Annotated in this window: 23 protein-coding genes; 11 read left to right on the forward strand and 12 right to left on the reverse strand. The window is 51.0% G+C overall.

The features are described 5' to 3' along the window. Positions 1–7 precede the first annotated feature (7 nt). From CSR04_RS19390 to CSR04_RS19400, 3 genes are read left to right on the forward strand one after another with little or no spacing between them, the layout of a single operon-like run. Positions 8–1120, forward strand: a complete 1113-nt coding sequence (locus CSR04_RS19390) for a PilT/PilU family type 4a pilus ATPase (RefSeq protein WP_102797986.1) — start codon at positions 8–10, stop codon at positions 1118–1120. A gap of 15 nt (positions 1121–1135) precedes the next feature. Continuing rightward, positions 1136–1459 (forward strand): putative signal transducing protein, encoded by a 324-nt coding sequence (locus tag CSR04_RS19395; RefSeq protein WP_245921763.1) that lies wholly within the window; start codon positions 1136–1138, stop codon positions 1457–1459. A gap of 57 nt (positions 1460–1516) precedes the next feature. Further along, positions 1517–1996, forward strand: a complete 480-nt coding sequence (locus CSR04_RS19400) for an aminoacyl-tRNA deacylase (RefSeq protein WP_102797987.1) — start codon at positions 1517–1519, stop codon at positions 1994–1996. A 30-nt stretch (positions 1997–2026) separates the two neighbouring features. Here CSR04_RS19400 and CSR04_RS19405 read toward each other — a convergent pair whose 3' ends face one another. The 6 genes from CSR04_RS19405 to CSR04_RS25025 form a co-directional block, all read right to left on the reverse strand. After that, entirely contained in the window at positions 2027–2767 is a 741-nt protein-coding gene (locus CSR04_RS19405; RefSeq protein WP_102797988.1) for a substrate-binding periplasmic protein, read from the reverse strand. 87 nt (positions 2768–2854) lie between these two features. After that, on the reverse strand, positions 2855–3274 hold the full coding sequence (ruvX, locus tag CSR04_RS19410; protein WP_245921765.1) for a Holliday junction resolvase RuvX: 420 nt from the start codon (positions 3272–3274) through the stop codon (positions 2855–2857). Positions 3275–3383: 109 nt separating this feature from the next. After that, positions 3384–3941 carry a YqgE/AlgH family protein gene (locus CSR04_RS19415; protein ID WP_102797990.1) on the reverse strand — a complete coding sequence of 186 codons (558 nt, stop codon included), beginning with the start codon at positions 3939–3941 and terminating at the stop codon, positions 3384–3386. A gap of 28 nt (positions 3942–3969) precedes the next feature. Continuing rightward, on the reverse strand, positions 3970–4926 hold the full coding sequence (gene gshB / locus CSR04_RS19420; protein ID WP_102797991.1) for a glutathione synthase: 957 nt from the start codon (positions 4924–4926) through the stop codon (positions 3970–3972). Between the two features lie 85 nt (positions 4927–5011). After that, positions 5012–5974, reverse strand: a complete 963-nt coding sequence (locus tag CSR04_RS19425; RefSeq protein ID WP_172449434.1) for a tetratricopeptide repeat protein — start codon at positions 5972–5974, stop codon at positions 5012–5014. Positions 5975–5976: 2 nt separating this feature from the next. Further along, positions 5977–6705: a hypothetical protein gene (locus tag CSR04_RS25025; RefSeq protein ID WP_172449435.1), complete on the reverse strand. Its 729-nt coding sequence runs from the start codon at positions 6703–6705 to the stop codon at positions 5977–5979. Positions 6706–6851: 146 nt separating this feature from the next. Here CSR04_RS25025 and CSR04_RS19430 point away from each other — a divergent pair, with 146 nt between their 5' ends. Then, the gene (locus tag CSR04_RS19430; protein WP_102797993.1) at positions 6852–7982 is read left to right on the forward strand and encodes a sensor histidine kinase; all 1131 of its coding nucleotides are present in this window, start codon (positions 6852–6854) and stop codon (positions 7980–7982) included. Next, the gene (locus CSR04_RS19435; protein ID WP_102797994.1) at positions 7979–8617 is read left to right on the forward strand and encodes a response regulator transcription factor; all 639 of its coding nucleotides are present in this window, start codon (positions 7979–7981) and stop codon (positions 8615–8617) included. Before CSR04_RS19430 ends, CSR04_RS19435 begins: the two co-directional genes overlap by 4 nt. On the opposite strand, the gene CSR04_RS19440 is transcribed toward CSR04_RS19435, so the two are convergent. Further along, a complete protein-coding gene (locus tag CSR04_RS19440) occupies positions 8614–9501 on the reverse strand; it encodes a LysR family transcriptional regulator (protein WP_245921766.1) in 888 nt (295 codons plus the stop codon). The two genes, CSR04_RS19435 and CSR04_RS19440, sit on opposite strands and share 4 nt — an antisense overlap. Positions 9502–9634: 133 nt before the next feature. On the opposite strand from CSR04_RS19440, the gene CSR04_RS19445 reads away from it, so the two are divergent. Continuing rightward, entirely contained in the window at positions 9635–10399 is a 765-nt protein-coding gene (locus CSR04_RS19445) for an SDR family oxidoreductase (RefSeq protein WP_102797996.1), read from the forward strand. Between the two features lie 15 nt (positions 10400–10414). Continuing rightward, entirely contained in the window at positions 10415–10807 is a 393-nt protein-coding gene (locus tag CSR04_RS19450; protein ID WP_102797997.1) for a hypothetical protein, read from the forward strand. An 11-nt stretch (positions 10808–10818) separates the two neighbouring features. On the opposite strand, the gene CSR04_RS19455 is transcribed toward CSR04_RS19450, so the two are convergent. Continuing rightward, positions 10819–12261: a sensor histidine kinase gene (locus CSR04_RS19455; RefSeq protein ID WP_172449436.1), complete on the reverse strand. Its 1443-nt coding sequence runs from the start codon at positions 12259–12261 to the stop codon at positions 10819–10821. A 132-nt stretch (positions 12262–12393) separates the two neighbouring features. Then, complete coding sequence (locus tag CSR04_RS19460; RefSeq protein ID WP_102797999.1) at positions 12394–13122, reverse strand: 16S rRNA (uracil(1498)-N(3))-methyltransferase; 729 nt, start codon at positions 13120–13122, stop codon at positions 12394–12396. A 139-nt stretch (positions 13123–13261) separates the two neighbouring features. Here CSR04_RS19460 and CSR04_RS19465 point away from each other — a divergent pair, with 139 nt between their 5' ends. After that, positions 13262–13630 (forward strand): VOC family protein, encoded by a 369-nt coding sequence (locus CSR04_RS19465; RefSeq protein WP_102798000.1) that lies wholly within the window; start codon positions 13262–13264, stop codon positions 13628–13630. A 71-nt stretch (positions 13631–13701) separates the two neighbouring features. On the opposite strand, the gene CSR04_RS19470 is transcribed toward CSR04_RS19465, so the two are convergent. Both CSR04_RS19470 and CSR04_RS19475 read right to left on the reverse strand, forming a co-directional pair. Then, positions 13702–17493 carry a translocation/assembly module TamB domain-containing protein gene (locus tag CSR04_RS19470; protein WP_102798001.1) on the reverse strand — a complete coding sequence of 1264 codons (3792 nt, stop codon included), beginning with the start codon at positions 17491–17493 and terminating at the stop codon, positions 13702–13704. Next, positions 17493–19271: an autotransporter assembly complex protein TamA gene (locus tag CSR04_RS19475; protein WP_146027210.1), complete on the reverse strand. Its 1779-nt coding sequence runs from the start codon at positions 19269–19271 to the stop codon at positions 17493–17495. The genes CSR04_RS19470 and CSR04_RS19475 overlap by 1 nt, the downstream gene beginning before the upstream one ends. Before the next feature lie 252 nt (positions 19272–19523). On the opposite strand from CSR04_RS19475, the gene CSR04_RS19480 reads away from it, so the two are divergent. Then, positions 19524–20342 (forward strand): mechanosensitive ion channel family protein, encoded by an 819-nt coding sequence (locus tag CSR04_RS19480; protein ID WP_102798003.1) that lies wholly within the window; start codon positions 19524–19526, stop codon positions 20340–20342. A gap of 69 nt (positions 20343–20411) precedes the next feature. Here the strand turns inward: CSR04_RS19480 and CSR04_RS19485 are convergent, their stop codons facing one another. After that, on the reverse strand, positions 20412–21212 hold the full coding sequence (locus CSR04_RS19485; RefSeq protein ID WP_102798004.1) for a M48 family metallopeptidase: 801 nt from the start codon (positions 21210–21212) through the stop codon (positions 20412–20414). 91 nt (positions 21213–21303) lie between these two features. Between CSR04_RS19485 and CSR04_RS19490 the strand changes: the two genes are divergently transcribed. Together CSR04_RS19490 and CSR04_RS19495 are read left to right on the forward strand one after the other, a co-directional pair. Next, a complete protein-coding gene (locus tag CSR04_RS19490; RefSeq protein ID WP_102798005.1) occupies positions 21304–21909 on the forward strand; it encodes a LysE family translocator in 606 nt (201 codons plus the stop codon). Then, positions 21909–23366 carry an NAD(P)/FAD-dependent oxidoreductase gene (locus tag CSR04_RS19495; RefSeq protein ID WP_102798006.1) on the forward strand — a complete coding sequence of 486 codons (1458 nt, stop codon included), beginning with the start codon at positions 21909–21911 and terminating at the stop codon, positions 23364–23366. The genes CSR04_RS19490 and CSR04_RS19495 overlap by 1 nt, the downstream gene beginning before the upstream one ends. Positions 23367–23409: the final 43 nt, after the last annotated feature.

Genomic DNA, 23409 nt, shown 5'->3' on the forward strand with positions numbered 1-23409 from the left:
TAAGCCTATGATGATGCAACCTTATTTGCAGGGCATGGTGGATTGTGGCGCATCGGATCTGTTTATTACTGTGGGCTTTCCGGTCAGTGTCAAAGTGAATGGTAAAATGACACCGTTGGACGAACAGCGCCTTAGCACAGATATGTCGCTGGCACTGGTGGAAAGTCTGATGAGTGACAAACAGAAGCACGAGTTTGAACAGACTAAGGAATGTAACTTTGCCGTCGCCCTGGACGGGGTCGGACGTTTTCGTTGCAGTGCTTTCTGGCAACGGGATATGGCGGGCATGGTGATTCGTCGTATTGTCACGCAAATTCCCAAAGTGGACGATTTGGGTCTGCCGCAGGTGCTCAAAGACATCATTATGGCAAAGCGTGGTTTAGTGCTGTTTGTGGGGGCCACGGGCACGGGTAAATCCACCTCACTGGCAGCACTGATGGGACATAGAAATCAACACTCCCACGGGCATATTCTGACCATAGAAGACCCCATTGAATTTGTGCATGAACACGCCAATTGCGTGGTGACCCAGCGTGAGGTGGGAATTGATACCCAGTCGTTTGACGATGCCCTGAAAAGCTCTTTGCGTCAGGCTCCAGACGTGATTTTAATCGGCGAAATCCGTTCCATGGAAATTATGGAGTACGCTATGTCTTTTGCCGACACCGGCCACTTATGTGTGGCAACCTTGCACGCCAATAATGCTAACCAGGCGATAGAGCGGATTATGCATTTGGCCCCCCCCGACCAGCATGACAAACTGCGTTTTGACCTAAGCCTGAATATGCGGGCCATTGTAGCCCAGCAACTTGTGCCAACAGTGGATGGTAAAGGCCGGGTGGCGGCCATTGAAGTGCTGTTGAACTCACCTTTTGTCAGGGATTTGATACAGCGTAATGAAATTGGCGGGCTCAAAGAAGCAATGCAAAAGGGCCGCGAAATGGGCATGCAAACCTTTGATATGGCGCTGTACGATTTGTATAAAGCTGGCCGCATCAATCTTGATCAGGCCTTGCACCATGCCGATTCACCCAATGACCTGCGCCTGATGATCAAGCTGGATAAAGACGAAGGTCCCGGACTGGGTTCATTGTCCAATGTGTCTATTGATATGGACTAGCATGAAGGATTGGCGTTGATCCGACTGTATTGCAGCGAAGACCGATTCCAGATCTGGCAGGTAAAAGAATTGCTGGAAAGTCGCGGTATTCCTTGTTTTGTGAAGAATGAATTTGCCATTGGCGCGATGGGGGACTTAGCCCCTTTTGACTGCGCACCGGAAGTGTGGCTGACCGACGATGAATGGCAACCCAGAGCGAAACGACTGCTTGATGACTGGTTGAGTGAGCAGCGGCAATGCACACAAGAGTGGCGTTGTGCGCATTGCCAGGAAGATAACGGCGGGGGCTTTGAAATTTGTTGGCAATGCGGTGAAGAGCGCCCTGCGGAAACAGAATAAACAGCCTAGGTAAACTATACTCTTGGATGGACAACCAACTGTCTCCAGGAGGTGCCTATGAGTTTGTCCCAACGTGTTATGTCGTATCTGAATGAGCTGGATGTAAGCTACGAAGTGATATCCCATCACCCATCACACAGTTCACTGGGCTCGGCTATTGCCGCGCAGATCCCGTCGAATAAGATTGCCAAGGCAGTGATGCTGGAGGATAGCAAAGGTCATCGAGTGATGGCGGTGTTGCCAGCTGACAGCAAATTAAGCCTCAGTGCACTGAACGAGTCGCTTAATGGGCAGTATCATTTGATGAAGGAACAGCAGGTGTATCAGTGCTTTGACGACTGTGCACATGGTGCTGTGCCACCGATTCCGCAGGCGTTTAATCTGGATTGTATTATTGACGAAAGCCTGGGCGATCTTTCAGATCTGTATATTGAAGGAGGGGATCACCGTTCGCTGGTGCATTTGTCACAGCAAGAGTTTTGCCGATTGATGGGGCAAAATCGCAGCGGCCATTTCAGCCATCAGTTGTATCATTAAGGTCTGCATGTGGGCTTAGGCCCACATGCGTTATCTTTGCTCGGGTAATGTGCCGACATAAGTTCTGACCACTTTACGCAATGCGCCATTTTGTTTCTTACTGGCGATATATTGGTTGAGGCCGGGGAGCATGTCTGCCTTGTTTGGACTGAGTGCCAGTCTTAAGCTGTCTACCGCTTTATGCTGCTCTACCGGCGCAATTTGCAGATCGGGAAAATGCTCTTGCACCAACCAGTAGGCAATCAGTTCATTGACATAAGCAAAATCACAACGCCCACTGGCCAGCATGCGCAGTTGGGCCTCTTCACTGCTGGCATCCACCCTTAACAGGCTGGCAGTGGCGAACAGCTCGTTAAGTGTTGGGTAAACATAGTATTGTCGGGTGCAAACACTTTGGCCTGCCCGCCAATGCAAAATATCGTTTCCCTTATTCAATCTGAATAGATAATCCGTGTAGGGCAGTATTTCTTCACTAAAAAGTAATTGCTCCGGATGTTTGGTCCAGGCAGGGCTGAGGACCATAGTGTCCACCTGCCCTGCATACAAGCGGGACTCACCCCCCTGGCGATTGTCCAGAACATAATCAATGACAATGCCGTACTCAAGCGCATAATCCGCCATCAAATCTGCCAGTATGCCACTGACGTTTTGTTGTTCGTCAACAAAGATGTAGGGGGGAAAGCCTGGATCGTAGACGGCAAATTTAAGTTGCTCAGTTGCACCGCTCTGGCAACTGAACAAACAGAGCATAGAGGCTCTCAACAACATCATTGGCCTTGCGCGATTGATTGTCAGATAACTAACAGAATAGACGCAAATTCCGGTGGCGACGACCTGAAGGCCAAAATGCAACGCAGATCAACAATGGTCAGCCATCCAGCTTTCCAGAATCAAACAGGCCGCAACGCTGTCGACCTTTTGTTTGTCGAGCTTCTTGTAGCCGCCCAACTCAAACAATCTGGCCCTGGCATCGGCGGTGGTTAGACGTTCGTCGCAGGTTTCCACCTGCACTTTGAATCTGGCATGCAGGCGGTTGGCAAACTTACGGGCGCCATGGGTTACCTGCTGTTCGGTACCATCCATATTGAGCGGCAGACCTACCACCACAAGATGTGGTTGCCACTCGTTAAACAGCGCCTCTACTTTTTGCCAGTCGGGTATACCGTCCACGGCTTTTAGCGCGGCTAATGGCGCTGCTGTGCCAGTCACTTCCTGGCCTGCGGCCACACCAATGCTTTTTGTGCCGAAGTCAAAACCGAGTAAGGTACGTGCGGTCAATTTGCTTAGTGCCTCAGATAATTGAAAATGTATGACGAGCTACGAGCTACGAGCTACGAGCTACGAGCTACGAGCTACGAGCTACGAGCTACGAGCTACGAGCTACGAGCTACGCATGACCGACATCTGGTGCCAGTTGCCAGATATCCACACCAAGCTTTTGCACTGCGGCCTGCCATTTCTTGTGAATCGGCACATCAAACAACAACTCGGTATCGGCTTCAATCAGCAACCAGGAATTACGCTGAATTTCCTCTTCCAACTGACCGGCGCTCCAACCGGCGTAACCCAGCGCCACCAGACATTTATCTGGCGCTTTGCTGTTACCCAGCACATTAAGAATGTCTTTGGAGGTGGTGACCATTATTTCCGAGGTTAGCTCCAGGCTGGAGGCCCAGCCTGGCTGGGTGCTGTGCAGTATAAATCCACGATCCGGGCTGACCGGACCACCGGCCAGCACGATTTGCTCGGCTTTGTCTTCATCCACCTTGATGGACTCATCTACCTGCATCAGCATTTCTTTCAGATGCAAACCGGTGGGCTGATTAATCACTATTCCCATGGCGCCCTGTTCATTGTGTTCACAGATATAGGTCAGGGAGCGAGAGAAGTAAGGATCTTCCAGGCTGGGCATGGCAATCAGGAAATGATTTTCAAAGCTCTGCATATGACTCTCTGTGCAACGAATTCAGGATTTATATTGGGCCATTAAGGCGTTTTTCAATTGCGTCAAACAGCATGCCGACAATACTGATGGGGTAGGCTGCCTCGATTTCCCTGACGCAGGTTGGACTGGTGACATTAATTTCGGTGAGTTTGTCACCAATAATATCCAGCCCCACAAAGAATAGCCCTTTCTCCACCAAAGTGGGGGCAATGGCTTCGGCAATACGACGATCTGTGTCTGATATGGGTTGAGGACGCCCTGTACCGCCTGCCGCCAGATTACCGCGGGTTTCGCCCTGGCTTGGCAAACGCGCCAAACAATAAGGCACCACCTGACCGTTTACTACCAGCACGCGTTTGTCACCTTCGCTGATGGCCGGTAAATACTCTTGTACCATACACAAACGTTTGCCGTGATTGGTCAGTGTTTCAATCACTACCCCCAGGTTATTGCCGTCTTCCTTGATACGGAAAATCGATGCACCGCCCATACCATCCAGGGGTTTACAGATAATGTCTTTATGCTGTTGGTGGAATTGACGAATCAAACCGGCCTGACGGGTGACTAGTGTGGCAGGGCAATGTTCAGCAAACCAGGCGGCAAACAACTTTTCATTGCAATCGCGCAGGCTTTGCGGATTATTCACCACCAGCAGCCCTTGTTGCTCAGCTAACTCAAACAATTGGGTGGCATACAGGAATTCACTGTCAAAAGGCGGATCTTTGCGCATCAGCAGCACATCCAGTTCTGCCAGTTGCTGATGTTGGACATCTCCCAGTTCATACCAACCGGTCTGATTTTCTTGTACTTTAAGGGAGCGCATACTGGCTTTCGCTATCCCATGATCAAGATACAAATCGGCCATTTCCATGTAGTGAATTTCATAGCCGCGTTGCTGAGCTTCCAAAAGCATGGCAAAGCTGGTGTCTTTCTTGATGTTGATAGAATGGATGGGATCCATCACGATACCGAGTTTAAGGCGCACAGAAATTCCTTGGTTGGCGGGCAGAGTGACTTAAATAGGCATTCTGCCCGGTAAATTCAATAGGACCTGAGATTTATTGCCGGTATCACAGGGTCTTCAGCTTTTTCTTTACGTCTTTAGCCAGTTTTTTGTCCCTGCTTGATTGTATGCTCTGGTACAGCTGTTTGGCCTCAGCCTTATTGCCTTGCAGTTCATACAGGTTGGCGAGTCGAAACGAAGCCCATGCATGACTGGGTAACTTTCTTGTTAAAGGCGCCTGTTTTAAATAGGTCTGTAATGCGGCTACCCCCTGTTCAACCTGGGTTTTACCCATCACGCTGGCCCGGCCTAATTGATACATGGCGATATAACGGCCGGTCAGGCTCTCCTCATCGGCTGCCGGTTGGTTGATGGCTAGCGTGAACTCGGCAATGGCCTGCGGATACTTTTCTTCTCTGACCAGATCCATGCCGGCCTGAACATAGAAATCCGGTATGCCTGGAAGGGCTTGTTTGGCACTACTAAGCAATTGCTGGTAGCCTTGCTGGTCTTCTTCGGCGTTAAGATAGCTAAGACGGGCAGCCATACCGGCTCTTTGATCCAGATTTTCTATTTCTTTGACCTGGGCCAGAGCCAAATCCATATCTCCGCCAGCTATACCCGGTGCTTGCAGATAAAAATTCATCAAGCCTTGCCGGTACTCCGTGTTGTCTGGCGCCAGCTCTACCGCGCGATTAAAGCTATACAAAGACTTTTCAGCGTAGCTCAGTGCTGAAAACACACTGTTACCGGCCTGCTGACCCATAATGATGCCGCGGGTGTAATGGGCTTCGCTATTTTGCGGCGCCTGGGTAACGGCCTGCTCAATCCACTGTTCAGCTTCATCAGCATCCTGAGCGAGCCATAAGCGACCGAGGTAGATCTTGGCTTCAACCTGTTCGGAAGATGCTTCGAACAGGCTCTGGGCACGCTCATCGTCCCCTTGCTCGAAGGCTTCTACGGCTTGTTTAAGATTGGCCTGAACAGATGCACTGCTTATCAGTAGTGCCAGCGCGATAATTTTTTTCATGTTCATTTCCCTTGAAATTCTAGTTGGTACTTGCGTGACAGATGGGCTATCACCACGGCACCGATAATGCCGGGAGCGGCCCAGAAAAATAGCTGCCAATAACCGGCAGCGGCCAGCACTTGTCTGGCACCAAAGGTTAAAAAAGCAGTGTATGCGCCGATTCCCGAGCCAATCATGGCACCAAGGTGTTCTATCCACCATTGGCGTGGACCAATGCGGCGACGCCAGCAATAAATTAGCATCTGGCTGCCGATGATGGTGCCTAAAATACCAAAAATAATATGTAAAACTTTGTTGAACCACAGACCCAGGCCAAACAAACTGACACCGCCAATCGTCAGCAGGCTGAGCAAGGCCAGATGTGAGACGCTACGCAGTAAAATACGGTTCTGCTTGACGCGAAGTACCAGCATACCATGACGAACACTGGCCAGTGTTAGCCAGCTCAGATACAACAGAAACAAGGCAAACAAACGTATATTCAGGCGTGCCTGCTCTGGGCTGAGCCTCTCCAGATCATGGCCATGTATTGCCAGAGGGGCAATCAGTACCAGAACACAGATGAGCATGCCGCTACCTGCCACCATATACATGGTATTGGCGTAATAGCGACCAAACTTTATATGGTCCAGGCTACCTTTTCGGTTGATCGCAGGTATCCAGAATAACAGCAGTGCTGCACTGCCAACCATGATATGACACATCAATACAATAGAATAAAGCAGGTTCATAGGCCTTCCTCCGATTAATGCGGCTAGTCTATCCTTGCGTGAAATTGGGTATCAGTGCCGAAGGTCACGGAATTAAAAATGACTTATGGCCTATTGGCCGCTCAGGTTTGTAAGGGTATGTTGAGCCTGCAATTGGAGAGATAAATATGATTAAACTCGGCTCATACAGACTGAGTGTGGAAACCATCAGTGGTTTGATAAGTTGGGCGATGGTAGCGGGCTCATCGCTGTATTTTATGCAGCAACGCTTGGGGGTGCTGCACTGGCGTGTGGGTTTATTGGCGGGTTTATATCTGGGCTTTGTGGTGTTTTTTGCCCTCGCGACCCGGGAGCAATGCTATTCCAGAGACAGGCAGGTCAGGTTTGCCTTATTGTTTATCCTGTTTTTATTGGTAGTTGGCATCTACTTCACCAGCCCCTATTTTTACAATGCCATCCTTATGGTGATGTGGTCGGCATTGTTACCCTACTTTATGCCGTTCCGGCTGGCGTTATTGCTCTCGCCACTGTGGTCCGCCGTGCCCTACTTTGTTGGGGAATTTTATTGGCAGGACGATATGTCAGCACTCAGTGCGATGCTGTTCTGGACCTTTAATGTGTTTGCTTTGGTGATGGTTAATGTGTCGCTTAAAGAAAAGAGTGCCAAGGAAGCGGCCAATCAGCTAAACCGCGAATTAATGGCCGCACAGGCTTTACTGAGCGAAGCCAACAAACAGGCCGAACGTACCCGTATTGCCCGCAATATCCATGACTTGCTTGGTCATCATCTGACTGCTTTATCTATTAATTTACAGGTGGCATCACGTAAGGCAGACGGTGAGGTCAAATTGGCGGTGGATAAATGCCATGCTATCGCCGGCTTGCTGCTCAGCGATGTGCGCGAGGCTGTTTCAGAGATACGTGAAAAATCCGCAATTCAGTTGCGCAGTGCCCTGGAAGTGCTGACCAGGGAAGTCCCAAGGCTGAAGGTGCAACTGGACTGCCAGGTGGAACCGGAAGATATCGAGCAGGCCCATGCTCTGCTGATGTGTGTACAGGAAAGCCTGACCAATAGCTTGCGCCATTCGCTGGCCAATCAGATGCATATCTGTTTGTATCAGACCGAACAGCAGGTCATGCTGGAGGTGCAGGACAATGGCGGTGGCAAGGGGCTATTGGTGCCAGGCAACGGCCTCAAAGGTATTCGGGAGCGAATCGAAGCGGTGGGAGGAAAAGTGGAATTCAGGTTTAACCCGCAAGGCATGTTTACCCGTGCCAGTATTCCGGTGGCAGCATGAAGGTATTATTGGTAGACGACCAGACCCTGGTCAGAGAAGGCATTAAGAGCTTGCTGTCATTGTCGGATAACTTGCAGGTGGTGGGGGAGGCCACTGATGGCGATGAGGTGTGTCAGGCCGTTATTGACCTGAAGCCTGATGTGATTCTGATGGATATTCGCATGCCCAGAATGTCTGGGGTGGAAGCCCTGCGGGCCATGCAAAAGTCTGGTCTGACTCAGCCTGTGATTATGCTGACCACCTTTGACGATCATAAGTTAGTACTGGAAGCCGTGCAGGCAGGTGCCAGAGGATATTTGCTTAAAGATGTGTCACTGGAAACATTGGTGGCGGCCATCGAAACTGTATACCAGGGCAAAACCCTGATTCAGCCTGCGGTGACTGAAAAGATCCTGCAGGGATTGCAAGGTATGCAGCAGCAGTTTGAAAGTTATGAGGCGCCAGAGCCGCTGACCGATGCGGAACGCAAAATACTGCGGCTGATGGCAGCAGGCTGCAGCAACAAAGAGATTGCCGAAGCTTTGTTTAAATCCGAAGGGACGATAAAAAACCAGGTGTCCAGCCTGTTAGCTAAGTTGGGGGTCAGGGACCGGACCCGGGCTGTGCTCAAGGCCATTGAGGCGGGGCTGATTTAAAACGTTCTGGAAGGGAACTTTTCTGCCAGGCTCTGAACAAAAAGGCGTATTTTGGCTGGCACAAATTGCCTCGACTGATACAGGGCATGCAGTGGGTAGCTGGCCTGCGGATATTGAGGCAACACCCTTAACAATGCGCCTTGTTTAATGGCGTCCTTGAACGCCCAAAGTGGGCCAAGGTGCATACCCTGACCGGCAAGGGCAAGCTCTCGTATGGCAGTGACGCTGTTCACAATGTATCTACCCCGTACAGTGAGTTGCCTGCTGTCTTTGCCGAGGCCAAATGGCAGTGGCTTGGCAGCCTGTGCCCGGGTATAAAAGATAAAGTCGTGCTGTGCCAGGTCTTCAGGCTTTTGCGGTGAACCTCGCTTGGCTAGGTACTCTGGAGACGCCACAATCACCCTTGGTACGTCACCCAAATGGCGACCAATCAGGCTGGAGTCCTGTAACTGACCAATACGGATCGCCACATCAATACCCTGGCTGCGTAAATCTTCAAATTGACTGCCCAATATCAATTCGACATTAAGATCCGGCGCGTTAAGCACCATGTCCTGCAATACTGGGGCAATAAACTGGCTGCCAAAATCGTGGGGTGCGGCTACTTTCAGTAATCCGGTCGGAATCTCCATGCTGTCTCGAAGTTTATGCTCCAGTGCTAATTGCTCGTCAAGCAGTTGTCTCAGTCCCTGATAATAAAGTTGTCCTGCTTCGGTGGCAGTGGAGCGACGTGTAGAGCGCTGGATGAGTTTAACCTGTAAACGTTGTTCCAGCGTAGCGATGCGCCGACTTACATTGGACGGATCCAATCCCAATTGTTCTGCTGCGGCCTTGAGACTGCCAGCCTCTATGACACGTAGAAACAGCTGCTCATGACTATCCAATATTACGCTTCCAGTTAATTGCGAATATCACACTTTTAAAATGCAAAATACCACTCTACTGGAGATATTCGCAAGAGGCTATTCTGCAATGGTCGAAAAGACAGCATCTTAACTCAACAAACGGAGAGCATTTATGCAACAGTCTCTTAAGGGCAATCAACCTAAAGTTGCCCTAATAACCGGCGCAGCCAGGAATATGGGACGGGCTTTTGCCCTTGGTCTGGCGGAAGATGGGGTAGATATTCTGGTGCACTATCACAGTGACAGTTCAAAGATTCAGGCTTTGGAAACGGCCGAGAAGGTTCAGAATCTAGGGCGTCGGGCACTGACTTATCAGGCAGATTTAACCGATAGTGCCCAGGTGAATGGGTTATTCAGCGCCATCCATCAGGAGTTTGGTCGCCTGGATATTGTGGTGAATAACGCCGGAACAGTTATAAAGAAGCCATTTGTAGATTACACAGAAGCTGATTTTGATAAGGCATTTAATACCAACAGCAAAGCCGTATTTCTGGTGATGCAACAGGCCGCTCGCTATCTACAGGATCAGGGACGGGTGATCAATATGGGCACGTCATTACTGGCGGCTTTTACAGGGCACTATGGTTTGTATGCCGGTTCAAAAGCGCCACTGGAAGATTTCTCCCGGGCTTTGGCCAAGGAAATTGGACATCGGGGTATTACCGTTAACACTGTGGCACCCGGGCCAATTGACACGGCGTTTTTTCATGGCGAAGAGGACGAGCAGAGTACTGCCTATCTGAAAGCTGCCAGTGTTCAGGGAAGACTGGGCAAGGTTGAAGATATCGTGCCGGTTATCCGTTTCCTTGCTTCTCCTCAGGCGGCCTGGGTTACCGGCCAGACCTTATTTGTCAATGGCGGTTTTGTGACCCGCTAACTCAGGAGATACAACATGTCCCCATTATTCCGGCCTCATGGCCATCACCAGATTGAAGTGAAAGAAAACGTACTGATTTGTCGGGTAATGGGGGCATGGAATGCCGAACAGGCAGAGCAGTTTTGTGCATCGTTCACCTGGCAGGTCAAACAGTTGGCCAGGCAAAGATGGATGAGAGTTATGGATATGCAGGACTGGGAGCTTTGTTGTCCAGAAGTGGCAGGCATTATTCAGCAAATGGCAGTTTGGGAAATTAAACATGGTTGTGCAGGACGATGGTTTTGCCACACCAGTGCTATGCACCGCCAATTACTGGTAAAAAAGTACGCGGGCTTAGGCTTTATGGAGTTAGCTGATTCAGTGCCCGATGCCCTTCAACTTGCAACCAGGCAACTTGAGAACGCTTAGTCAACGAACTATCAGATAAGCGGAAAGCGAACAACAAATTGGCATCCTTGACCCGGAGCGGATTGGCAACGGATGCTGCCATGCAGAATTTTCTCCACCAGGTCCTTGCAGATATGCAGGCCCAAACCGCTACCACCTCGCTGCTTGGCCGAGGTGAAAAAGGGCTCGAATATATGGCTGAGGGTTTCACTGGTCATGCCCTTACCGTCGTCCTGATAACGCAACTCAAGGTGATTGTCCTGGATTTGTACGGCGACACTGATGTGGCCTGCCTGACCGGGTTCAAATGCATGCATCGCTGAATTCATGATCAGATTAATCAGAATCTGACTAAGTGCGCCGGGGTGGCTGAGTATTTCCAGATCCGGATCCAGTTCAAGGCAAAACTGCAACTTGTAGTTCTTCAGTTTTGGTTTGAGTGACAGGAGTATCTCGCACACATAGCTACTGAGATTGAATGTGCGCGGTTGCTGATTATGCTGATCCAAAGATAACTGCTTAAAGGTACTGACCAGCTCCGCACTGCGTTGCAGATTTCGCTCAATTATCAGCATTGCCTCAGCGGATTCATCATAAAAAGCTTTCAGAGCGGAACGGGTAAGCTGGTTTTGCTCAAACAAAAGCCGGGACTTTTGCAATTGTGTCTGCAAGTGGCTGGCGGCCGTGACAGCCACACCAATGGGGGTGTTTACCTCGTGGGTCAGGCTGGACATCATACTGCCCATCGACGCCAGGTTTTCAATCTCCAGTAAATGTTGCTGAACTTCGTAGCGCTGTTCCAACGCCTGGCGCAACTGCTTGTTTGACTTGTCTAACTCACGGTTACGCTGTTGAACCTGCTTCTCAAGCGCAGTTTTAGCCTGACTTAGCTGCTCTGACGCCTGCATTTTTTCAATGATCAGTGCGGCGATGCTGGCTTCGGTTCGAATGAGCTCAAGATCCTGCTCGCTGGGTTCACGGACAGTTGAATAATACATGCCAAAGGTGCCCAATACTTTACCGTCTGTGGCCAGGATGGGATAAGACCAACAGGCACGTAAGTTTGCTTGTTGGCACAGTTCACGAAAAGGTTCCCAATAAGGATGAGTGTGTATATCGGCAGCCACCACAGGTTTGCCAGAATAGGCGCTGGCCCCACAAGAGCCCACCGATGGGCCAATATCCAGGCCGTCGATAGCGTTCAAAAAAAATTCCGGCAAACTGGGGCCGACCAATGCACACATGCTTTTGCCATCTGCATTCATCAGCATAATCGAACAATGCAGATCGTCGCAGGCAGATTCAATGGCGCTGACCAGCGCACACAGCACTTGGTCAATAGGGGCACCCATTACCCATAGATTGAGGGCATTATTTCGGCCAGTTTCCACCGCCTTTTGGCTGATAGCGCTGATCTCCAGGTTTTTAAACGGCGTCTGTGCTTTGACTGAGCTTGGCATAGCTTGCATTCGCATATACAACATCTATCCGGACACCAGAATGCACGCTGTATGCAAAACAAACAACTGTTTTATTGCCTAATGCGACAGCCTTCAGACACCAAATGGTTCTGACTCTGTTGCTCGGCCCGCTGATTGACAAACTACTTATAAATCGCCAAAGCGCCCTTGCAGATTGGCAATGGCGGTGAGCGCGGCCGTCTCGGTGCGAAGCACTCTGGGTCCCAGCAACACTGATTGGAATCCACCTTGCTCGGTCAGGTAAACCTCCTGCTCGCTTAATCCGCCTTCCGGTCCAATTAACAGTCGTACGCCATTATCCGGCTTTGACAGATCGGCCATGCGTTTATCTGCTCGTGGATCCAGGGTCAGGCGTAATTGATTGGTGGATTGTTGTAGCCAAGGGGCCAACGGCATAACGGGGTGTAAAACCGGTAAAACATTGCGTCCGCATTGCTCACAGGCACTTTGAATGATTTTCTGCCACTGCTGATGTTTTTTCTGCCAGCGCTGTTCATCTAGGCGCACGACACAACGTTCAGTGATAAGTGGAGTGATCTCCGTGACTCCCAGTTCAACAGACTTTTGCAGCACAAAGTCCATACGATCTCCTTTGGAAATACCCTGGCCAAGGTGAATGGCAAAGGGAGACTCGCAGTTAATCTGCAGTTTAGCGTCAATTTGTACCCAAACCGCACGACGCTCTACTTTATGCAAAGTGGCTGGATATTCGTTGCCATCGCCATTAAACAGCACCAGGGGATGACCTTCTCTTAACCTCAACACATTGCCTATATGGTTGGCTGCATCCTGTTCAAGCTGAAGTTGTTGGTCGACGGCCAGAATGCCGGGAAAAAAGATTCTTGGAATTTGCATAAGTAATACCCGCTAGCGTTGTGCAGGTACGGAAGTCTAAGGCATAGCCTGGCATGGTGCACTCACAATTGTAAGACTGGCGAAATCCACACCGGCAGGCATACTTATAGCCTTCTAGAGCAGGACCGAAGGAAATTCTATGAACAACGCAGTGGGCTGGTTTGAAATTTACGTACAAGATATACAACGCGCCAAAGACTTCTATGAGAATGTGTTGGCGGTAACATTGGAGAAGCTGGGCGGGCCGGACTTCGATATGTGGGCATTTCCCAACGATATGCAGCATTACGGCGCGGGTGGCGCGTTGGTCAGTATGTCTGGCGTTGCATCAGGTGGTAACAGTACCCTGGTGTATTTCAGTTGTCAGGACTGTGCGGTAGAAGAGGCACGGGTAGAAGGTGCGGGCGGGAAAGTACAACGGCCGAAGATGTCAATTGGAGAATATGGTTTTATCAGTCTGGTTCTGGATACCGAAGGGAATATTTTTGGTCTGCATTCGTTAACCTGAACCAGGGCAAATACACACTCCTTCGCCTCATAAACCGGCAGATTGCGCAGAAGCAGCTGTTACTGCTTGTGCTAATCGAGATCAAAACTGTAGTAGAGATCCATGGAGCGCTCCAGGCTGCTGACAGCTTCAAGCCATAGCTGATTGAGCAGGTAAAAACGCACGGTGATCTGCGTGACCGGCTCCAGAATGCCCACCCCATACTTCAGATAGATGCGCTCGCCGATATAGCCGCTGACGGTGGCCAAACTGTCACCGCTGACGGCATCCGTTTCTGTGTCCAGAGTAATATCACTGACCAGTGGAATATTGTTCAGTGCATCGGTTAAGCCGCTGGCGCCGGTAATGCCGATACCCTGATTGGCCGCCATCAGAATAGCCATGGAACGGCCGTCTGATTCTCCGCCCGCACCAGGCGGCTTGCCGCGTAATATGTACGACAGAATGGCGCTTTGTTCCATGCCAGGATTAGAAAACAGCTCAACCTGCAGCCCGCTGACCGGACCGCTGACCTGAATACCGGCTTCCACCCCGGTGCCTTTCAGTGGGCGGATCGCCTGCAGTTGAACCACAGGGTTATCAGCCTGGCCAAGAAACTGTAACCGGCCTGACTTCACTTCAAGATTCTGGCCATAGGCTTTGTATAAGCCCTCGGTAAAGGTCAGGGCACCAAATACTTCTAAGGGTTCGGGACTTTTTTGTCTGGCACTTAAAGTGCCGTCAATTTTACCATTGAAGCCAAAGCCGCTGACGGCAAAGGGATCCACCAGTTCTATATCGAGCTGCAGATTAACCGGAAGCAGAGCCTTTTTCTGTTTTTCCTGCTGATTAACCAGCACCATATCCTCAGAGACATCCACTGCGGAGGCAGGCAGCTCCTGTAACTGCAACTGACCCTTATCTATATTGACGCGGCCTTGCAGCAGCAGTCCCTGCTCAAATCGAATATTCAGATTGGGGCTGACGCTGGCTTGTAGTTCGGGTAAGGCATGCACTTGTAACCCTTGCCCCGCCAGTGTCGCTTGTAATGACAAGGCTTTTTGCCAGTCTGTCTGGCTGGTATCCCAATTACCCGAGCCCTGAATCTGCCCTTTGCCGCTGCCCATATGAAACAAACCATCAAAATCGACACTGGTATCGCGAAAACGGGCGCTGAGTTCCAGGTTATCCAATGCGGTCTGCGTTCTGGCTACAATCAGGGAGGCTTGCCTGAGCTGAACCTCGCCACTGACGGCCGGATTGTCCAGTTTTCCTTTGATGCTGATATCCGCTGACAACTGGCCATCCAGTTTGCTTAGTTGCGGTGTCAGCGCCATCAGACTGGCCAGCGAAAGTGGTGTCAGTTGCAAACGGGCGTCAATGTCTGCATCGGCCTTGCTGCCTAATTGACTGGTAAGCTTCAGCAACGCTTGTCCGTCTTCGCCGGTCAGCTCACCATTTAATTGCAGCTTGCCATCTGACTGGGATTGCAAAACAAACTGACCGCCCTGCCATTCCAATAAAGATAAGCTTTGCTCCTGAACCTGTTGGCGGATGTAACCTGGACTGCTATGCAGCCTAACATCCAATTGCGGTTGTCCCTGCTCGGGCAGCACAATATTGGCATCCAGATTAATGGCGCCTGAAATTTGCTGGCCATTTAACTGGCCTGCGCTCCAGGCGCCGTAGTCTACACTGGCACTCAGCACAATAGCTTGCTGACCGGGTTGCGTCAGGGGGTCCTTCAGGCAAAGTTGTGAAAACAAGCCCTGCCAACAATGGGCGGCAAGTGAAAACTGACCATCTGTGACCGCTATTGCCAAAGGAGCGGCAAGCTGCCAGTGCTCACCATACATTTTACTTTCAGCCTTGTTCAGTTGTCCCTGCCAGCTTGCTTTGGCCAGATCGGCGCTGCCCTGTAATTCAATCGCAGCATTTAGGTCGCCGTCTATCACCAGTTGCAACTGATGCTGTGGCGCATTACCGCTCAGGTTCAGGCTGCCATGAAAATGCTGGCTGTTATCCACCACCAAGTGGGGAAAACTCAGGGTAAGTTCACCGCTATGTTGTTGCATTGGGTGGTAGCGGGCAGCAATGCTAAGATCCTGCCAATCCATTTGTTGCAAGTTGAGTTGCTTAACCAGTCCATTCAGTTCAATTAGCGGGTCGGCCAGGGCTCCGCTTACCCGAAAATTTGCTTCTGCTTTACCGCTTCCTTCATTTAGCACAGCGCTTAAGTCATCACTGAACGCCGTGCCCTGCAACTGCCATTGCTGATCCGCCTGGCCAGTGATCTTTACCGTGCTGTTAAAGGCCTGTAAGCGCAAATCAATATTACTGACCCTGAGCAGTTCATCCTGGTTAATATCAGCCACCGCGCTTAGTCGCAGCGGCAGATTATTTAAACTGCCATTTAACTGAGTATCATCCAGGCGTACATGCCACTTTTGTTCCGACCAACTGCCCTGGTGATCCAATTGCCCGTGGATATCCCCTTGCACAGGAATAACCGGGCTGTTTAGCACCAACTTTTGTATCTGACTTTGTAGTTGCCATTGCAGCAGCTCGCCATACGCCAGGCTGCCGCTCAGCTGCAGCGCAGACTGACTGGCACTGTCTTCAAACTGAAGCTGCAACTGTTGAACATGACCAGGACTGTGCACGGCGTTAAGGGCCAGGTTCGCGGGTTGGGTCTGACCAAAGCCGAAGCCACTGAAAGCAAAATTCACCCTGGCGTTTTGGCTATGCATATCTCCATTGGCAGATAATGTCATGGCGCCAGGCCTGAAATCGGCTTCAGCAGGCAGCTTAACCAAGGTGTTAAGCGGGGCGGTATCCAGGGCCACATCAGCAGAAAAAGGTAAATCAGGATGGGTTAAGTCGGTTTGCGCCTTGGCAAGTAGTTTAAGGGTGGTGGGTTCACTTATTTGTACATTAAGGGCATTTATGGCGCCAGCCAGCCCCAGTTGCACCGGCTGATTGCCTAATGCTTCTGGCCACCATGCCTTACCTGGTATCAAGCTGGCGTTAATAGCTATTTGATAAGGGCTTTTCAGTGTGGCTGAACCTTGCAGATCCAGCTGACCAAAATCCTCAGTCGCAAGCTGTAATCTGTCTACCCCAAGCTTCTTGTCAATCCACTGCAACTGCAGCATGGCATGCTGGATATGTATAGGGCTGGTGGAATGAATTAGGTGAAAATCTTCAACTTGCACATCCTTGATACGCATATCCAGCGGCGCGGGTAGATCAGTCAGGTTAGCCAGTGGCCAGGGGGACGAAGGGGGTTCAGGCGCATCGATGCTGGGCAGCAAGGTCAATTCAGTTTGCTGCAACAACAGATTGTTTAAGGTAAACAGCTTATTTTTGAGCTGGGCATTGAGGCTCAGATGCTGCCAGGCCAATTCCAATGTGGGCAGATTCAACTGACTGTGGTTAATTTCCAGTTGTTGGATCCGCGCTGTAGGCAACCAGTCGGGAATGGGCAGTTGTATATCGGTTGGTGCGTCAGTACCTTGGGGAGGGGCAGTGTCGTGCGAAGTACTGATATCTATCCGCAGCTCGTTGACCTTGAGTTTTTGCACCACCAGATGGGGTAATAACAATGCCCGGGCGGATATATCCAGCTCCAGCTGCCTGGCATTAACGTCAAGGTTAGTCTGTTGATAATGCAGATCGCTTAAGGTTAAGCCGAACAACAGACTGCCCTGATGCTGACCAACTTTCAGTCCAGGCACATTTGCTTGCGCCTGCGTTAACAACCAGCCGGTCCCGCTTTGGGTTGCCAATAACCAGTAACCACCCAGCAACAGCAAGGTCAATAGTAACGCCAGACCCAGCAGCAAAGCGCGTAGCAGGGGTTTCAATGATATGTATCTGGCCATCAGAGTTCCGCCCCCATGCTAATATGCACACGCCATGGTGGATCATCCTCGCTGACTCCATAAGCCAGTTCAAGTCGCACCGCCCCCACGGGTGATAACCAGTGAACGCCAGCGCCAACCGATTGCACCGGATTGAAGTTATTGCGATTAAAGGCGTTACCGGCGTCGGTAAAAATCGCCATGCGCCAGTCCGGGGTCAGGTAGTATTGATATTCTGCCGACCCTACGGCCAACATCTTTCCTCCCACTACCTTGGTTTGCAGACCTTCGCTGGTTTGCACTTCGGCGGTGGGGCCTAAGCTGTTGTAATCAAAACCGCGAATGCTCTGATCGCCGCCAGCGAAAAAACGCAGTGAGGGAGCCAGGTCTTCCACCGTATCGATACCCGTGATATTGATACCTGCTTGTCCTTTGAGGACCAGTCTGTGGTTGCCAAAACGATGTAACCATTTCCAGAACGCGCTGACCCGCAATAGTCGGCCATCTGAGCCCAACAGCTTATCTGTCGCCTCAATCTGGTAATTCTGTAAGAAGCCTTCTTCCGGGTCGCGGATTGGGCCCTGACGCCGGGTCCGCGACAAGGTCAGACCGGGTAGCAGATAACCAGCCTGAAAATCCAGACCGTCCAGGCTCCACTTTTCGTCCAGCCAGCGCAGTTGTGCGGCCCAAATCCATTTGTGTGCGGTTGACTGGCTGACCACGGCGGCATGCTTTTGGGTGCTGCTCAAATCGCCAAAGTCATTTTGTTCCAATCCCAGCTTGAGTTGATAGCTGTGGGTCAGTGGATCATCGCCAGGGATCTGGTACAAAAAGCTGGCATAAGGGTTGACGGTGGAGTAACGCAGGGTGGTTTCCTGGCTATGTCCATAACGATTAACTCTGGGGGTGCGCCAGTTTATCTGTGCTCTGGGGCCTGTGTCGGTGACATAGCCAAGGCCCACCTTAAAACTGTGACCTGGTGCATCGGTCAGGGCCACATTCACTGGTACATGATAATCTTCAATGGCGTTCAGGTCAGGGGTCACCAATACGTCGGCGAAATAACCAGAGCGGCGCAGTGCTGATTCCAGCGCACTTAAATGACTGCTTTGATAATACTCTCCGCTGGTGAGCGGTGACAGACGGGACAGCAGCTCGGGGGTCATATCAGAGCCCTGAAAATTAACCTCACCCAGTTTGTGTCTGATACCGGAATCGTAGGCCAGATACACATCGGCTTGCTGCGTTTCTGAATTAACTTTCAACTCATGTTGTTGCCACTTGCCGGACAGATAGCCATGACTGCGAGCATAGTTTTGCAGTTCACTCTTCCAGGCTTCATAGCGGCCGTGATTAAGCACTTGCCCTTTATGAGTCTGCATACTTTGGATGAAGGCCTGAAAGTCCTTATCCTGACTGGCATCGCCTGGTACCTCAATATTCATCTGTCTGATATGCGTGGCAGGGCCGGACTCAATCTGGATCAGCAGCCGCAGCGGCGTCAGTTCCCGTTGTACCTTAGTGTTGATGTTGGCGTTGTTGTAGCCAAGTGCAACCAGTGCCTTTTGGGTCTTGTCCCGGGCCTTGGCGATATAACTGTTCAGTTGCGCCGATGCTTCAGGCACCGGCCCCAGGTGGGCAAGGATATTCTGCTGTTGTTGGTCGTCAGCACCTTCTATCTTGACCTCAAGCAAGGCCTGAGCGCTGACAGACAGGCTGATAATGTATAAACAAAAGAACAAACACCAATAAAGCATCAGGTTAGAAACAAGTTGGCGGTTAAAACTGAAGATTTGCAAGCGGGCCGGCTCCGATAAAACGAGCTTGAAAAAATGCACTGAAGAACGCCTAAGTTAGCACTGACCGGCCATATAACCAAGGGCAGACAGGGCCAAGCTGACAATATCCGGGGTGAAGGTATATGAAATAATGCTGGCCTGCCAGCTTTTGCATACACTATGCTAGCGTGAACGTGATGCATGCATCATGTCAGCAAGTCGCCAGTACGGCGCAACAATAACAAGTTCAAATCGTTTTGATGGAGAGTATCCATGTTTCATCCGGATAAAGTGGCCGAAATGGTCGACACCTATGTGATCCCATGGGGTATTAACATAGCCCTGGCACTGCTGATTTTTATTATTGGTCGCATTGTGGTTGGCGTCCTGATAGGGCTGTTTGGCAAAGTGATGGCCCGCTCTAAGTACGACAATATGTTGGTGGAGTTTGTTAAATCCATCCTTAATGCCGTATTGATGTTGTTTGTGGTGGTCGCTTCATTGGATCAACTGGGCGTTGATACCACGTCATTGGTGGCGTTGTTGGGTGCCGCTGGCCTGGCGATTGGCTTGTCCATGAAGGATTCTCTGGCGAACTTTGCCGCCGGAGTGATGCTGTTAGTATTCCGCCCCTTCAAAGCCGGAGATTATGTGGAAGCAGGGGGTACCGCCGGCTCGGTAAAAACCATAGGGATTTTCACCAGCACATTCAATACACCGGATAACAAGTTAGTGATTGTACCCAATGGCGCCATTTATGGTGGCAATATCACCAATTTTTCCGCCCAGGAGACCCGTCGGGTGGACATGGTGTTCGGTATCAGTTACGACAGCGATTTGCGTAAGGCCAAGCAAATTCTTATCGACATGCTGGATGCTGAACCTCGTGTGCTGAAAGATCCGGCACCGCAGGTTGCGGTATCTGAACTGGCGGACAGTAGTGTGAACTTCGTGGTCAGGCCCTGGGTGAAATCTGCGGATTTCTGGGCAGTAAAATTCGACCTGACCGAAGCGATTAAATTACGTTTCGATCAGGAAGGAATCAGCATTCCTTTCCCGCAAATGGATGTTCATTTGCATAAGGAAGACTAGCGTATTTCGCGCTTCCACCGCCCCTGGTGGTCGTATGTCGGTGTGACAGGGTGCTCACACCGACCTTTGTCAGGCTTTGCCACAATCGGGGCGATTAGGGCTGGCCTGATAATCCTTACTGGCAGCAGGCAGGTTTTTGCTTAGTAGCTGGATACGGGTTTGCGGCGCCGGGTGAGTGGACAAAAACTCCGGTTGACGCTGGCCACCATTAGCTTTTTCCATGTTTTCCCATAGCTTAACCGATTCTGCTGGATCAAAACCGGCCCTGGCCATTAATTGCAGCCCAATCAAGTCGGCTTCTGACTCATGCGTGCGGCTGAAAGGCAATTGAATCCCAACCTGGGTGGCCAGCCCTAATCCGGCCATAATCATATTGCTTTGCGCAACCTGCTGCGATTGTAAGATCTGATTGGTGGCCTCCATGCCCATGCCGATTAAGGCACTGTTGGACATGCGCTCGTTGCCATGTTCGGCAATCACATGACCGACTTCATGACCCAGCACGGCGGCAAGCTGGTGCTGATTCTGTGCGACTTTTAGCAGGCCAGTGTAAACACCAATCTTGCCACCGGGCAGGGCAAAAGCGTTGACCTGGTCATCCTCAAACACCACCACTTCCCACTGGCCATTAAATACGCCATCAGGCACCTGATGAACAATGTTCTCCGCCACACATTTCACAAAACGATTTTCCACCGGTTTAGCCGAGACTTTCTGCTCGCTTTTCATCCCGTCAAATGCCTGTGCGCCCATTTCCGATAATTGACTGGACGAATACAGTTTCAATTGGTTGCGGCCGGTGGGCGACTTTGCGCAGGAAGCCAGAAGTGCGGTGGCACAGATGGCCAGAGTAATATGCTTGAGTTTCATCCGTATTCTCTTGATGATGGAATGCCTGAGGCTATTTTTGCCCAGCCGCACAACAATTACCAGAATCCCATGGGAATTCTAAGGAAGCCTTATGACCTGGCTGCAAATGCTGATGTTGTTTTTATCTATGGCGGGCCTCGCTGCGCTACCCAGTGCCAGTGTGGCCTTAGTCATCACCCGCAGTATCAGCCAAGGGCCCAGGCAGGGTATATGGGTAGCCTTGGGGATCCTTTGTGGCGACCTGCTTTTTGCCTGGTTGGCCATTGTGGGGATGTCGTCACTGTCACACTGGCTTGGTGACGTGTTTCAGGTCGTTCGCTGGTTAGCGGGCGGCTACTTGCTGTGGCTGGGCTGGCAATTGCTACGCTCGGGCCCCGGACAGTGGCAGGGTGAAAGCCAAAGGGGAGGGAGCAGCTTTGTCAGCGGGTTATTGCTGACCCTGGCCGATGTTAAGGCCATATTCTTTTATGCCAGTTTGTTTCCGGTTTTTGTCGACCTGGACCGTTTAACCCTGATGGACATGGCCAGCCTGGTATGGATTACCATATGTGCGGTTGGCGGCGTCAAAGTGACTTATGCATTGCTGGCAGCACGCTTGGCCGAGCGGCTTTCGCAAAAATCTGCGATACCGCTTTTAACTAAGCTGAGCGGTGCAATGATGCTGGGTTTTGGTGGTTATCTGTTGAGTAAGCATTAATGGTCATTCAAGCCAACAACGGATGGACAGAAGGATTACAAGCCAGCCTTTGGTACGACACATTGGGCCAAGCTATTCAACCTGGCGCACCTTTGCAAGGGCAGCAAGAGGCGGATGTGGTCATTATCGGCGCCGGGTATTCAGGCTTATGGACGGCCTGGTATCTGCGCCAATTGGACCCTGGCCTTAAGGTAGTGATACTGGAGGCCGGTGTAGCAGGATTAGGAGCGTCGGGACGCAACGGTGGTTGGCTAATCGGTGGGTTCGGTGGTGACGTACACTATCTGCAGCAACTTGATGGCGAACGTCAAAGCCGAGCCAGAAAGTTAGTCACCGGCATTGTTGCGGAGGCTGTGGTTGAACTTAAGAACATGGGAATTGAATGTGATTTTCAGCACGGTGGTAACTTGCAACTTGCTTGTCGATACCCAGAGCAAATCCATCGTTTGCGTCAGGAACTGGCACATTATCAGGCCGTGGGCTTTGACGAGCAAGATGTAACATGGCTCAGCGCACAAGAAGCACAACGACAATTGCACCTGCCCAATGTGCAAGGTGGGCTGTTTTTCCGCCACTGTGCAAGGGTGCATCCTCTTAAGCTTGTACGTGGACTGGCTAAGGCGGTAATGGCATGCGGCGTGTTGGTCTTTGAACAAAGCCCGGTTTGTCGTGTAAGCAAAAATCGGGTGACAACCCCCTTGGGACAAGTGCGTGCACCGGTGATAGTGTCTGCTTTGGAAGCATATCAGCGTTTGTTGGGATTGGATAACCACGCCACCCTCGCCGTGCAAAGCATGCTGATTGCTACTCAGCCTCTGAACCCGCATCAATGGCGCAGTATCGGTCTTGACAGCAGTCAGACCTTTGCTGACGCCTCGCGTTTAATTACCTATGGACAGCGAACGGCCGACGGGCGCCTGGTGTTTGGCGCGCGCGGCGGGTACGGGTTTGGCGCAAAAGTGCGGACCGAATTTGATTTTACACCAAGAGCATTGGATGCCTTGCCGCAAGGCGATGAATTTGATCTGCGGGTCAGATTGTTACATGCCTTTTTTCCACAGTTGACCGATGTACAAGTTACCCATGGCTGGGGGGGCTCACTGGCGCTGTCACGCCAGTTTCGTCCCCACGCAATTTATGATCCTGACAGTGGTGTGGGCCTAATCGGTGGCTATGGTGGTGAAGGGGTGGGGGCCAGTAAGTTACTGGCTAAAACCCTGGCCGAACTTATTTTGGCACCTGCCGGCGAACTGTGCACAATGCCCTGGGCGCACCGGGGCAAAGCATCGGATATTTTGCGACGTTGGGAATCTGAGCCCTGGCCGTATTTAAGCTATCAGTGCAGTAAATGGCTGTTTGAATGGGAAGATCGCTTATTAAGTACATCAGCCCGTGCCTGGCAAAAACGCGGTGTCACTAAGCTGGCCGATGGTCTTGAGTGGCTGATGAGCGGATAATAAAACGCCGGGGAATCCCGGCGTTTGATTTGAACGCGTTCTG

Source organism: Bowmanella denitrificans (assembly GCF_002887595.1).
Lineage (GTDB): Bacteria > Pseudomonadota > Gammaproteobacteria > Enterobacterales > Alteromonadaceae > Bowmanella > Bowmanella denitrificans.